9 protein-coding genes are annotated in these 14,287 nt (G+C 35.5%); 1 reads left to right on the forward strand and 8 read right to left on the reverse strand.

The window, feature by feature from the left end:
* The 4 genes from A9G11_RS09370 to A9G11_RS09385 form a co-directional block, all read right to left on the reverse strand.
* Window positions 1-429, reverse strand: a 429-nt coding sequence (locus A9G11_RS09370) for a hypothetical protein (RefSeq protein ID WP_141674397.1), incomplete at its 3' end; no start/stop codon positions are given.
* Window position 430: 1 nt separating this feature from the next.
* A complete protein-coding gene (locus A9G11_RS09375; protein ID WP_065619347.1) occupies window positions 431-3,790 on the reverse strand; it encodes a hypothetical protein in 3,360 nt (1,119 codons plus the stop codon).
* Between the two features lie 386 nt (window positions 3,791-4,176).
* On the reverse strand, window positions 4,177-5,244 hold the full coding sequence (locus A9G11_RS09380; protein ID WP_065619348.1) for a tetratricopeptide repeat protein: 1,068 nt from the start codon (window positions 5,242-5,244) through the stop codon (window positions 4,177-4,179).
* A 210-nt stretch (window positions 5,245-5,454) separates the two neighbouring features.
* Complete coding sequence (locus tag A9G11_RS09385; protein ID WP_081298514.1) at window positions 5,455-6,333, reverse strand: LysR family transcriptional regulator; 879 nt, start codon at window positions 6,331-6,333, stop codon at window positions 5,455-5,457.
* A 225-nt stretch (window positions 6,334-6,558) separates the two neighbouring features.
* Between A9G11_RS09385 and A9G11_RS09390 the strand changes: the two genes are divergently transcribed.
* A complete protein-coding gene (locus tag A9G11_RS09390) occupies window positions 6,559-7,266 on the forward strand; it encodes an HAD family hydrolase (RefSeq protein WP_065619349.1) in 708 nt (235 codons plus the stop codon).
* A 20-nt stretch (window positions 7,267-7,286) separates the two neighbouring features.
* Here the strand turns inward: A9G11_RS09390 and A9G11_RS09395 are convergent, their stop codons facing one another.
* The 4 genes from A9G11_RS09395 to aceE all read right to left on the reverse strand — a co-directional run bounded on the left by A9G11_RS09395 (window position 7,287) and on the right by aceE (window position 14,049).
* Complete coding sequence (locus A9G11_RS09395) at window positions 7,287-7,601, reverse strand: hypothetical protein (protein WP_141674398.1); 315 nt, start codon at window positions 7,599-7,601, stop codon at window positions 7,287-7,289.
* A gap of 730 nt (window positions 7,602-8,331) precedes the next feature.
* Entirely contained in the window at window positions 8,332-9,756 is a 1,425-nt protein-coding gene (lpdA, locus tag A9G11_RS09400; RefSeq protein ID WP_065619351.1) for a dihydrolipoyl dehydrogenase, read from the reverse strand.
* Between the two features lie 15 nt (window positions 9,757-9,771).
* Window positions 9,772-11,370 (reverse strand): pyruvate dehydrogenase complex dihydrolipoyllysine-residue acetyltransferase, encoded by a 1,599-nt coding sequence (gene aceF / locus A9G11_RS09405; protein WP_065619352.1) that lies wholly within the window; start codon window positions 11,368-11,370, stop codon window positions 9,772-9,774.
* Window positions 11,371-11,382: 12 nt separating this feature from the next.
* Window positions 11,383-14,049, reverse strand: a complete 2,667-nt coding sequence (gene aceE / locus A9G11_RS09410; RefSeq protein ID WP_065619353.1) for a pyruvate dehydrogenase (acetyl-transferring), homodimeric type — start codon at window positions 14,047-14,049, stop codon at window positions 11,383-11,385.
* Between the last annotated feature and the right edge of the window lie 238 nt (window positions 14,050-14,287).

Below are 14,287 nucleotides of genomic sequence, written 5' to 3' on the forward strand. Positions count from 1 at the left end.
TTTACCACAATAAGAATGGCTAGTTGCCATATAATTTTTTAATTGCTGATTAACATAGATACAGTCAACCATTAAATTGTTATTCTTAATCATTATTGGCATATAGGCCTCAGTTTCATCTGAAGCGGTATTAGAATAATAAAATGCTGGTTTATTATTCCATCTAAAAAAATTAATATATACCATGCCTCTAATTCCAATTACATTTTTAAGGGATTTATTGATATTTTTTCCATGTACTTCCAATATGCCGGGTTTTATAAAAACTTCACTCTCCTTCTCATCACAATAGTAAGAAGTAAATTTATAAGATTGAGCTTTAAGGTTAAAGTGATAATTTCTTACTGAGGTTTTATTTGAACAAGGTTGCTTTGCATAGCAAACAGTACTGATAATTAGCGTGAAAATTAACAATATTATTTTTTGCATATTAAAACTCCTCAGTCAAAATTGAGGTTTGTCGAAGAATAGCTTCAAAACGCTTAGCAAATTCTGCTAGTTTATCAGCATAGTCAGATCCATTTATAACTGCTCTTGCTGCTTTATAGTCAATACGATTTTTATTAATATACGTTGTTAGTTTTTTAGTACTAAAACCGCCGGTCATCGATCCCCATATCAAAATTGGTACCGCATTATCAAGTTCAGCGGCTTTATCAGGATCTTTTACAAAATCAATACCAAAATAGTCACTGGCTCTTTTATAATTGCCTTTAAAGGTTAAATGAGCTAAACCTCTACCACGATATGTATATCCGTCACCCTGTTTTGTATTTCCATTATCTTTAGCTCGCTTTCGTAAATCTTCAGTAGGAGCTAATACAGGATCATATCGATTAAAATATGATAATGAACCATGTTCAAACAACGCACAAAAAACATCCTCACCCCAAGTCGCTTCCCAACGAGCTGTGGCTAACATATAAGATAGATAGTAAATATTGGGTTTAAATTCATCATTTTTTCTATAAAACAGATTGATTCGTTCAATAATACCCCGAAGTGTATATTTGGATTTTTGATTAAAATCAGGAACATTATCCGTATCTTTTTTCTTAAAATTTTTATGTTCACTTTCATACTTAACAAGGAAACTTTCTACATCGATCAGATCTTGATATGTCACAAATTTAAACAGCGAGATAGGATGGATAAACCATACTTTACCATCCTTGCTAAGGGTGGCGGGTGGCGTGGAGTTTGCTGGTGCGGTTGAGGTATCTGCACCCTTTCCATTTTCAGCAGTAGTGTCAGTTTGTTGGCTTTGCTTAGCTAAGCCTTTAACCACATCATCCCACCACAGCATTTTTTTCGCCTTTTCTTTGGTTTTTTCCCAAAGCATGACACACCTTTCTAGCTCTTCTAATTGAACACAAATTTCAAGTTGTTCTTTACTCAGTTTTTCTGCTGCTTGATCTTTAAAGTTTTTAGGTAAACGTTTAATTTCTCTTCTTAGCTGTTCCAATCCTTTTTTTACAGGTTTTTGCTTGCTTGCATTTAATGTGCTTATGTACGCATCACATTTTGCTTCATTCCCTTTCTTTAAATAGTCCAAGATGTTTTGGGCATCTCCGGTCATTTCACTGTTCAATTCTTCCCATTTTGATATTTTACCTTCTGTATTAAGTTTACCATACCATTCACTTTCATAATTGATTAATAACCGTGCTAGCGCCGTGATTAATATTGGCTCATCAACGATTCCTTTAAAGCAATTTTGTTCTATCATTGCATATTTCTCTTGCCCTGACTTATATTGCTTATCTAAGATTGTTAATACCTCTTTTATGGATGGCGTGTACTGTTCTAAAGATGAATTATCTTTATTTCTTTTTAAGGTCTTTTCTGCACTAAGATAAAATTCTTTTAAGCTGGCACTTTCTTTAATCTGCTTAAAATCAAACCAGTCCCAACAACTGACTCTTTTCACACCTTCGCCTTCGGTTGATACCCACCCTGGGATAGGCAAATTTTTATCATCTAATAATTTTTCTACCCTTATCCATAAAGTACCTTGCTCATCCTCTGCCCGATTTTCTTTTGCCCGAAATTTATTATCATCCAAATCTAGCAATAAAGACGTGCCGACAATATGGGTACTACTTTTTAAATCACTAACCTGTAACGGATGCTTACTCCATGCTGGCGTATTTTCAGTTAATTCAATATTGTCATTTGGTATAGCTTTTTTCTCTATCGCTTCATTGTTTTCTATCCATAATTTCTTGCTTTGGTTTTCTGCTATTGTAATTTCTATTTGTAACCACTTTATATTTATCGCTTTACTTATTACCTTGATTTGTGTTTCTTTAAGCGGTTTACCTACGGTTGTATCGGGTTTCGTATTAAGAAGCAAAAATTTCGCACCTTTAGATATCCCTAATAATGGTTTTTCTTTTTTAGGTATTTTGCTCGCCTCTGTTTGCGTTTTTGTTATGTAACTCGCTAAATCTTCACTGGTAAAACATTCAATATGTAAATTTGGTCTAAATTTACTTTTTTTTAAACCACCGCCAAGTGGTAAGGTCTCTATATCTTGATAACTGTTATCTTTATTTTTTTCTTTGCGAATACTATCATTCTGATTATGACCAATATGTCCTACTAAATCACCCGCTTTTATTGGAAACGGTTTATCTAATACCACAACCTCATTATATTTTTTCCCTCTTACTATATGTTTTAAACCATCAAATTTGACCATTTTTTTCGTGTCAGGTAAGGGTAAAGTTGGTTGACCATTTCGAACAATTTCCGTCAGTTCAACAAGCTTTCCTGCTTTTTTTTCACCCGTTATTTTTATTTGGGTTCCCTGTGGTAGCATTGAAATATTATCACTACCACCTTCGTTTTTGATGCCTAATCCCCTGGATTTAGCTTGACTTGTATCTGGTCGGTCGCTTGGGGGAATCTCAAATATCGATTCAGTTAGTTGCTTATTTGAATCATTGTAAACCAAACCCAGAATTTGATGTCCCTTATAATCATAAGGCTTTAATATGGGAATTGAGGAATAACCATCTACCAAGCTCGAAACGCCATACCATTTAAATTCATCTTCATGCACTTCAAGATTTAAATTAACTTTTGTTCCAGTCTGTAATACTCCTAGAATCTGTTTATTTGGGTCATGCCGGATATTTAATCCCTTAACATATTCCAAACTTCCATCTACTTGATAAACATCTTGTTCCCAAAATGCTGGTGTAGGCTCTTTGGGATTATCATCGTAGTATTTAGTATCAGCCAAATGCATATACAAACTATAAAAATAGAGGCGATGACCTGGTTTTTTGTCTTTTTTTGACTTGGTTGCTGGCGCAGTTGATGTTTTGGTTGACGAGGATGAGGCATTCGATGATTGAGCTGAATTAGCCGTTGCTTCTGATTTTTGTGTGTCGGCATTATCCGTTGGCTTATTAGTTTCTGCTGCTTTTGGTGTTTCTTTTTCAATAAGATCCATTTCAAGCAGATGCCGAACTAAGACAAAACCGGTTGAGAAAAAACCAACTTCATCACCATAATCTACTTTTTGATAATTGTCATTAACGCGATAAGCTATGACTTCTCCATCAGCAATACAATGCACTTTACGAACACTTTCATTACCTAATCCGGCAAGAACATTCTGATCAAAATGAATTCCACCATGCACCTGATTGTTTATACTGACAGGATAAAAGCCACTTTGTGCTAATTGTAATGACCGATAATAATGATTTTCACTTGGTTTATCTTCATCATTTTTGATAACCGGGAACTTCCATCTTTTTACTGCTAATAATGCCATTTTTTTAATCCTTTTATTTAACAATTTGGTATTTAGTCAATTGATTAATAAACATTTTAGCGCCGTTAATGATACTGGCTTATCAATTATTTTTTTAAAACTATCGGCTATTATCGCTACATATTTTTATTGGTTAGGGTGATATTGCAAAATGCCAATCTCTATTTAATTATTTCGAATTTTTTCTGAAAGAAATCTAGATTTCTTTACAAAAGGATTCTCTCAATTAAAAGCAATAAATAGCAGCAATTTGAATTTTCCTTGTAGCAATCTTTTTCGAAAAAGTTAGTTTCATCATATTCCTTTTTTAATTTTTTATCTCCATATAATTGCTTTTTAGAGTTGTTTTAATAATATACAGGAATGTTGGTTATGGCAGCGACATTTTATTTCGGTATTTTTTTAAGTTCTTTTTCTTCTGTCTCATATAAGTCACTATAATTAAATATTTTTTTAGTCAACATTTTTCCCTTTTTATCGTAGGTGGTGACAATTTTATAATCTTTACCAAACACATCGGGATGATAATATGTAACTTGAACTAAAGCACCAGATAAATCATAATTATACCAATTCCCCACTGAAATACCTGTTGCATCAAAATGGCCTTGGCAACCTTTTTCCGATATTTGACCATTTGGATAATATTCTATTCGCAGTGAATAACAACGAGGAAGATTATCTAATGAAATTGATGAATTAGTTTTACTATGCTTTGGGGTTGATACTTTTTGGGTAACCATAGTGGCTAAATGACAACCATCAGTTAGCTTATTGTTACATGCTTGATTAAACCAAGATAGAGCTTGTTGGTAATTGGATTGAGCTAGTGTAATTATCCCTAAATTAAGTTGCGCAAAAGCACTGAAATCATTATTCGCTTTAGCCGCCGTTTTAAACCAATATATCCCTTCTTTTTCGTCATTTTCTGTATTAAACCCAGCATCATACAAATATAAATTACCTAACTCTACTTGGGCAGCAATATAACCTTGCTCTGCCGCTCTTCTCAACCAATATAAAGCTCGTAAACTATCATATTTATTCATCAAAAAACCAAAGCGGTAACACACACCTAAATAGTATTGTGATTGAACATGATTTTGTTTCGCCGCTTCTAGTAACCAGCTAATGGTTTTTTTATAGTTTCTGCGTTCCAAATAAATCATAGCCAAAGCAAACTGAGCATCGGCATACCCTTGCTGAGCTGATTTTTGATACCAGTAAAAAATTTTATCATTATTTTTTTCACCAATATTTTGAGATAACAACCTATTAGCAAGTAAATACTGAGCGACTTTATCACCGTTTTCAGATTTAAGGATTAAATCATCTTTAGGGCTATTATTTGCCTTTGCAATATTATCAATATTAACTACCCACAATAGAAAAAATAATATTGTTATAAGGTAGCTTTTTTTATTACAGTATTTCCGTTTGTTTTTTTCTATCATCTTATATAAATCATTATAATTAAATATTTTGTAAAAATATTTCAGGTTAAATATACGTTTGAGTATAAAAGCTATACTCAATATTAGCTATAACATCTTAATTTATTGAAGAATAAATTTGAACAACAGGTTAAAATCATTAGTCTCCTTAAATGTTGCTACTCTTTAATACCTAATGTGTGCTAAAGCATTGAATTGGATAATAACAAATCATGTTATATCGTTCATCACAATTTTGAGAAAGTCATCGCGGAAACAGTTTTTCAACTCAGGATTCCAGCTTACACCAATCTCCCAGCGTATTTGGTTGTTAGGTGGAATAAGTAGTTTTACGCCGTCTGGTAAAAAATGTTGAACGCTTTTGGGCAACAATGCAATCCCATTCCCCCCAGCAACTAACGCTAACAGGGTTGTCATATCTCCCGTAATGGAAACTTGATTTGCATTTAATAGATTATTTTGTAGAAATAATGTTGTTTCTGCGGCTAAACAAGGATTGGTTAATGGATCTAATTGTAACAATGGATAAGCAGATAAAATGCGTTGTATATCGGTAGGTTCAATATCACATATTGTTGGTACAGCTAAAGCTAATATCTCTTCATGAATAACTTGTGACGCTAGATTTTTTGTTATCGGCATCCTGACAAATCCGGCATGTAATCCCCCTTCTTGCAACATTTCCATTTGTACACTAGAGGGAAGTTGATTAATTTCTACATCACATTCAGGATATTGTTGACGAAATTGATTTATCCAATGAGGAACATTTTGAAATGAAGAAATACCAAACCCGATAAATAATTTTTCATGATTAGGGTTATTTAATTGTTTGGCATAATTTAAGAATTCAACATGAGATTGTAAAATTTCATTAGCCTTAGGGTAAAGTTGTTCCCCAAATGAAGTTAGGGTTGCACCATGACGACCACGGAAAAAAAGCTGTCCATTAGTCAATTTTTCTAATGCTTTTATCTGTTTTGATAACGCAGGTTGAGTTAAAAAAAGTGATTTAGCAGCATGACTGTAATTGCCCTTTTCCGCTAATTTAACAAAAGCATGTAGGAGTTTTATATCTATTCCTTTCATTTATAGACTCCAGAAAAAAATGGAATTATACAGGTACTCATAACTAACATATGATACTAATTCATAACTAAAAAGATGACAAATCTTTTGCTGTTTTGCTTGTATAACTTATTGTTAATATCAATTGATAGTTAGATTAATGTAATTTAAGTAAAACCAACAAATATTGCAGTATTAATGGAACTCTTTTTAAAATTAATCATTGCAAAAATAAGGATAGCATAAATGGATAATCACATACCTAAAATAGCAGCAGTGTTGTTTGATATGGATGGTGTACTTATTGATTCTAATGCCGTTATAGAACGAGCTTGGCTAGAAGCAGCTCAAATGTATGGTATAACAATATCAGAACAAGATATGCTGCAACATATTCATGGGCAACCCGGACCACATACTATCCGCACACTTTTTTCTGATCTGCCGATAGAAGATCAGAAAAAAGTCCAAGCTCATATTATTGATTGTGAAAATATTGCAACCTATGATCCAATTCCCGGTGTTGCACAGTTAATTATCTCTCTTCATGCGCACCACATTTGTGTTGGGATTGTAACTAGTGGGTGGCGCGAAAAAGTTAACCGTGTAATTACCATGCTCGGCGTTGAAAAATGTATCTCGGTTATTGTTGAACGGGATGATGTGAGTCGAGGTAAACCATTCCCTGACCCTTACATTTTAGCAGCAAAGCGTTTACATCTACCTTCAGAACAAACGTTAGTCTTTGAGGACTCACGTAGTGGAGTAATTTCAGCAGTTGCAGCTGGTGCATTTTGCGTTGGCATTGGTAATACTGAATTAGTCGAATGTGGCGCAAAGCTAACAATACCAGATTTCACTGGTGTTAGCGTCATTAGTCAACCGGATGACAAAATAGTTATGGCTTTTGATCCTAATCATACTTTAGTCATGGAAAAATCAAAAATAGCTTGAATTAGCCAAAAAAAGAATTGTTAAGTACTTGATTGAATGTGATACAAATTTTTTATTTCATCAATAAAGTTAATATTGTAATAGATATCTTCTTGTTTTTTAGGAAAGATTTTTAACAATCCGTTATAAAATTCAAGTGCTGCTGACAAAAAAGCCTGCATAAATTCGATAAAATCGACATTAATTCTATCATCATCTACAGTTAGTATTAGGCGAGAATTCTTTTTTTGCAAAATAACTTTGATTGGCTGATCGGGAAAATAGAATTCTGAACTAGAATGCGTTTTTAGATCATTGAGGGTATTTAAAAAATAAAACCATAATTGATCTATCAAATCCCAATACCTAAAACCCAAGATATTTTTATTTTGATATTCAATACATATAGCACCATAAAGATAATCATAATCTAAATGATGCTTAATCAACACATCATCATTTTTGATACTGATAAATTTTGTCTGATTTATTTTGTTTAAATCTTTTATCTTATAGTTAGGTAAAAGTATGTAGGTAGCTATTTTATCAAATCTTATATCCTATTGATTAATTTTGATAATAACACCGTTTTATTGTTAGTTTATTAGTATAAATAATGTGCTAGTAAAAGCCAAAGTTGCATTGATTTTAGCATTGGATCATCTGTTGGTTTTCAAATATTGAAATAGTAACTGAAATGAGATTTCAATCTTAGCTATTGAATTTAGCCATTATGAAAAAATGAGACGGTATAGACTCCTGAATATTTTTTACAATACAGGCATCATTTTATAAACAAACAAATCCTGTTATTACTCCCTTCGCCGTTAAATTTAGCCATTAAGAAAAAATGAAACGGTATAGACTCCTGAATATTTTTTACAATATAGGCATCATTTTATAAACAAACAAATCCTGTTATCACACTCTTCGCTATTGAATTTAGCTTATAATCTTATACTCAAACATATAGCTAACCTGAAATATCTTGTTAAAATATGTCTGTCTTATTTCGGTTTACCCAAAAAAATACCGCCAGTAGTTACTGGCGGTATGATTTCATCTAATAATATGATTTAGTTCACGCTATTTTTTCTTAGCTTTAGCGTTTGGTAAATCAGTGACTGTTCCTTCGAAAATTTCAGAAGCTAAGCCTATTGATTCATGAAGCGTTGGGTGGGCATGAATTGTTAGCGCAATATCTTCTGCATCACAACCCATTTCAACTGCTAAAGTGATCTCACCAAGTAATTCACCACCGTTAGCACCAACTACCGCGCCACCTAACAGTCGGTTATCCGCCTTATTAAAAATCAGTTTGGTCATTCCTTCTGAACAATCTGAGGCAATGGCACGACCTGATGCAGCCCATGGAAAGATTGATACTTCATAATCTATACCTTTAGCAATCGCTTCTTTTTCAGTTAAACCAACCCAAGCGACTTCTGGTTCAGTATAAGCAATGGAAGGAATGGTTTTCGGATCGAAGTAGTGTTTTTTGCCAGCAATCACTTCGGCTGCCACATGCCCTTCGTGTACACCTTTGTGAGCCAACATAGGTTGACCAACAATATCACCAATGGCGTAAATATGTGGAACATTGGTTCGCATCTGTTTATCAACTTCAATAAATCCACGATCAGTTACTGTCACACCTGCCTTTTCAGCGCTAATGAGCTTACCATTAGGTGTACGGCCAATGGCAACTAATACTGCATCATACATATGTGTTTCAGTTGTGCCGTCTTTCTTTTCCATGGTGACATAAATAGCATCATGTTTAGCTTCAACTGTTGTGACTTTAGTTTCTAATCGTAAAGTAAATTTTTTCTGAATTTGTTTAGTAAATACTTTAACTACATCTTTATCCGCAGCGGGGATCACTTGATCGAACATTTCAACCACATCAACTTCAGATCCTAACGCATGGTAAACAGTTCCCATTTCTAAACCGATAATCCCACCACCCATTAATAGTAGTTTCTTTGGGATAGTCGTTAATGCTAGGGCATCTGTAGAATCCCAAATTCGTGGATCTTCATGAGGAATAAAGGGTAATTTAATTGGTCGTGATCCTGCAGCAATAATCGCATTATCAAAAGTTATTTTGTTGACCCCTTTTGCTGAAGTCACATCCATAGTATGACTACCAGTAAATTGAGCTTCACCTTGAATAACATTGACTTTGCGCATTTTTGCCATGCCAGCAAGGCCATTGGTAAGTTGGTTTATGACTTTTTCTTTCCATGCTCTCACTTTATCCAATTCTAGTTTTGGCGTACCAAAATGAATACCTTGATCGGTCAATGATTTGGCTTCATCCATTACTTTAGCAACATGCAATAGTGCTTTGGACGGAATACAACCTACATTTAAACAAACGCCACCCAGTGTTGAATAGCGTTCAACAAGAGTAACATCCAGTCCAAGATCGGCCGCACGAAAAGCAGCTGAGTACCCTGCTGGCCCTGCCCCTAAAACCACAACTTGTGTTTTAACTTCTTGACTCATAGTATATTTCCTCCACTACATCACTAAACGACGTAAGTCGGATAAAACGTTTACAATGTGACTTAAGAAGCGCGCACCGTCAGCGCCATCAATTACTCGATGATCGAAAGACAGTGATAAAGGCAACATTAAGCGTGGAGTAAACTCTTTACCATTCCAAATCGGTTTCATGCTCGATCGGGAAACACCTAAAATGCCAACTTCAGGCGCATTAACAATTGGTGTAAACGAAGTAGTACCAATTCCACCTAGACTTGAAATAGTAAAACAACCACCTTGCATATCAGCACCTGTTAATTTACCGTCACGTGCTTTTTTGGAGATTTCAGCAAGTTCGCGCGAAAGTTCCACTATGCCTTTTTTATTGACATCTTTAAATACTGGTACAACTAAACCATTTGGTGTGTCTACTGCTACACCAATGTTGATGTATTTTTTAATAATCAATGTTTGCGCATCTTCTGATATAGAACTATTAAAGCGCGGGTAAGCAGTTAAGGCACTTGCTACAGCTTTCATAATAAAGACCAATGGGGTGATCTTCAGATCTAATTTCTTCTTATCCGCTTCAGCATTTTGTTGCTTACGAAATGCTTCTAGTTCAGTAATATCTGTTTCATCAAATTCTGTAACATGTGGGATCATGACCCAATTTCGGTGTAAGTTAGCACCTGAAACTTTTTGGATCTTAGTTAATGGTAGGCTTTCTACTTCACCGAATTTACTAAAATCGACTTTCGGCCAAGGTAATAAGCCCGGTAACGCGCCTCCGGTAGAACCACTTTCGATCTGTTTAACCGCATTTTTGACATAAGCTTGAATATCTTCACGTAAAATACGATGTTTAGGACCAGTCGGCGGAACTTTTGCCAGATTAACCCCAAATTCGCGTGCTAAACGACGTACTGAAGGGGTAGCATGTGCATAAGCATCATTTTCAACAAAATCATTACCAGTAGTAGTCGATGCTAATGTTTGAGCTGGAGTACTATTAGTAGGTGCTGATGAGATGCTACTCTTTTCTGTTGCAACTGGCGTTACCGCTTGAGCATTAACCGGAGCGCTACTGGTCGCAGTGGTAAATTCCATGATCTTGGAACCCGTTTTCACTTTGTCACCAATTTTGACCAAGATGCTTTTCACAACCCCAGCTATCGTCGCCGGCACTTCCATTGAGGCTTTATCACCTTCAACTGTTATCAATGAATCATCAATAGCAATAGTATCGCCAACTTTAACTAAGATTTCAGTAACTTCAACTTCATCACCACCGATATCAGGGACATTGACATCAACCACTTGATTGGTTGTTGGTGCTATAGATGCAACTGGCGCTGGAGAAACTTCTTTTGATTCCTCTTTAGCAACAGGAGCCGTTGCGCCTTGTTCATCAAACACCATAATACTTACACCAGTTTTTACTTTGTCACCAATTTTAACCATAATGGATTTAACGATCCCCGCTTGTGGCGCAGGAATTTCCATTGAGGCTTTATCACCCTCTACCGTTAATAATGATTGATCGAGTTCAACTTTATCACCCACTTTAACTAAGATTTCGGTGACTTCAACTTCGTCATTACCAATATCAGGTAATTTAATTTCAATACTCATTATAGTTACCTCTTATGCTATACGTGGGTTTAGTTTGTCGGCATTAATATCAAACTTTTTAATTGCTTCCTCAACGACACTTGCTTCAATATCGCCTCGTTTAGCAAGTTCACCCAATGCTGCAACGACAACATAAGATGCATCAACTTCAAAATGATGACGTAAATTTTCACGGCTATCACTGCGTCCAAAACCATCTGTACCTAGTACTCGGTAGATTTGTGTAGGAATATATCCGCGAATTTGTTCAGCAAATAATTTCATATAATCGGTTGAAGCAACAGCAGGATTATTATTCATCACTTGGGTAATATAAGGTACTTTTGGTGTTTCACTTGGATGTAACATATTGTAACGTTCACAATCTTGGCCATCTCGGGCAAGCTCAGTAAATGAGGTAACACTGTAAACATCGGAAGTAATTCCGTAATTTTTGGCAAGGATATCAGCGGCTTCACGTACATGACGTAAAATAGAGCCTGAGCCTAATAACTGAACTGATGGTTTGCCGGTTTGCCCTTCAACGGTATCAAGTTTGTAAATACCGCGTTTGATGCCCTCTTCTACACCTTGTGGCATTGCCGGTTGGGCATAGTTTTCGTTTAATGTTGTGATGTAATAATAAACGTTTTCTTGCTCGCCATACATTCGACGTAAGCCATCTTGCATAATCACTGCAACTTCATACGCATAAGCTGGATCATAAGAGATACAGTTAGGAATAGTTAGCGCTTGAATATGGCTGTGACCATCTTGGTGCTGTAAACCTTCACCATTGAGAGTAGTTCGACCAGATGTTCCGCCAAGCATAAACCCTCGAGCCTGTTGATCGCCTGCCGCCCACATTAAATCTCCGACACGTTGGAAACCAAACATTGAATAGTAGATATAAAATGGGATCATTGGAAAATCATTAGTACTATATGAAGTTGCGGCTGCTAGCCAAGAAGCGGTAGCCCCGCACTCATTAATACCTTCTTGTAAAATTTGTCCTTTTGCATCTTCTCGATAATACGCCACTTGTTCTTTATCTTGTGGTGTATATTGTTGACCATGAGGATTATAGATACCAATTTGACGGAATAGTCCTTCCATACCAAAAGTACGCGCTTCATCAGCCAGAATCGGCACTAAACGTGGTGCTAACTCTTTATCTTTTAGCATAATATTGAGTACACGAACAAAAGCAATAGTGGTTGATATCTCTTTGGATTGGGCTTCAAGTAATGGTGCAAATTCGCTAAGTGGTGGAATTGAAACGCTACCTGAAAACTTCTTCAATCTGGTTGGTACATAACCATGTAAAGCGTTGCGACGTTCATGAATATATTTATATTCAGGTGTGTGTTCTTCAAATTTTATATAAGGTAATTTTTCCAGCGCTTCATCGGTTACCGGAATATTAAAGAAATCGCGAACATGACGCACACCATCCATATTCATCTTTTTGACTTGGTGAGCAATATTTTTGGCTTCTGCCGCTTCTCCCATACCATAACCTTTAATGGTATGCGCTAGAATGACAGTTGGACGATCTTTGGTCTCTTTGGCTCGACTAAACGCAGCAAACATCTTTTCAGGATCTTGACCACCTCGATTTAATCGGAAAATCTCTTCATCAGACATATCTTTTACTAATTCAGCCGTTTCTGGATATTTACCAAAGAAATGTTCACGAACGTAGGCGCCGTCTTTAGATTTAAATGTTTGATAATCGCCGTCAAGCGTTTCATTCATTAAACGTATTAATTTACCTGATTTATCTTTTTGTAAGAGTTTATCCCAGCGATCACCCCAGATAACTTTAATCACGTTCCAACCCGCACCGGCAAAAACACCCTCTAATTCATTGATAATTTTACCATTACCTGTGACCGGACCGTCCAAACGTTGTAAATTACAGTTTACTACAAATATGAGATTATCTAATTTTTCACGTGTAGCAACGGTGATTGCTCCTTTAGCTTCTGGTTCATCCATTTCACCGTCGCCTAAAAAGGCATAAACAGTTTGTTCGGAAGTATCTTTCAAGCCACGATGTTGTAGATATTTTAAAAATCGTGCCTGAAATATTGCACTGACAGGACCCAATCCCATAGAAACCGTTGGGAATTGCCAAAATTCTGATAATAATTTAGGGTGAGGATAAGAAGGTAAGCCTTTACCATGAACTTCTTGACGGAAATTGTCTAACTGTTCTTCCGTTAAACGTCCTTCGACAAATGCACGAGAATAAATACCTGGTGAAATATGCCCCTGAAAATAGACGAGATCACCGCCATCTTTTTCATTGCGCGCACGGAAAAAGTGATTGAAGCAGACTTCATAAAATGTGGCGGCAGATTGGAAAGATGCCATATGACCACCAAGCTCCAGATCTTTTTTCGAGGCTCTTAAAACCATCATTATGGCGTTCCAACGAACGATTGAACGAATACGTCTTTCTATTTCCCAATCACCTGGATATGCTGGTTGTTCTTCTACTGGAATGGTATTAATGTAATTACTTGTTGAAGTTCCGAAAAGTAAAGGTACTCCTCCATCTCTAGCTTTATTGACGATCTGTTCAATAATATATTGCGCTCGTTCGACGCCTTCTTCGCGAATAATAGACTCAACACTTTTCAGCCAATCTTGCGTTTCGACGGGATCGATATCATTCATTTGCATGTCCGACATATTTAAACCTCTTTTTTGTTATAAAAAATGCAGTCTCTACTATCCTTAGCTATAACAAAAGCCATAACTAACTTTATTGGCTTCAATTCTGCATTACGGAGCTTCATTAATATAAGTCTGCCATTTCCAATAAAAAAGTAAAGCAAACAACCTAGTAGAAAAGAATGTTAATTCCTATCAAATTAATCATCTATTTCAATAAAACAATTTAAATAAATAATAATTATTTGATAAAAAT

The sequence above is a fragment of the Gilliamella sp. wkB108 genome (assembly GCF_001690195.1).
GTDB lineage: Bacteria > Pseudomonadota > Gammaproteobacteria > Enterobacterales > Orbaceae > Gilliamella > Gilliamella apicola_L.

Bases quoted from the DNA above. Each gene is read 5' to 3' on its own strand.
- lpdA (WP_065619351.1), bottom strand. From the start codon at position 9,756: ATGAGTCAAGAAGTTAAAACACAAGTTGTGGTTTTAGGGGCAGGGCCA.
- A9G11_RS09375 (WP_065619347.1), bottom strand. From the start codon at position 3,790: ATGGCATTATTAGCAGTAAAAAGATGGAAGTTCCCGGTTATCAAAAAT.
- aceF (WP_065619352.1), bottom strand. From the start codon at position 11,370: ATGAGTATTGAAATTAAATTACCTGATATTGGTAATGACGAAGTTGAA.
- A9G11_RS09385 (WP_081298514.1), bottom strand. From the start codon at position 6,333: ATGAAAGGAATAGATATAAAACTCCTACATGCTTTTGTTAAATTAGCG.
- A9G11_RS09390 (WP_065619349.1), top strand. From the start codon at position 6,559: ATGGATAATCACATACCTAAAATAGCAGCAGTGTTGTTTGATATGGAT.
- aceE (WP_065619353.1), bottom strand. From the start codon at position 14,049: ATGTCGGACATGCAAATGAATGATATCGATCCCGTCGAAACGCAAGAT.
- A9G11_RS09380 (WP_065619348.1), bottom strand. From the start codon at position 5,244: ATGATAGAAAAAAACAAACGGAAATACTGTAATAAAAAAAGCTACCTT.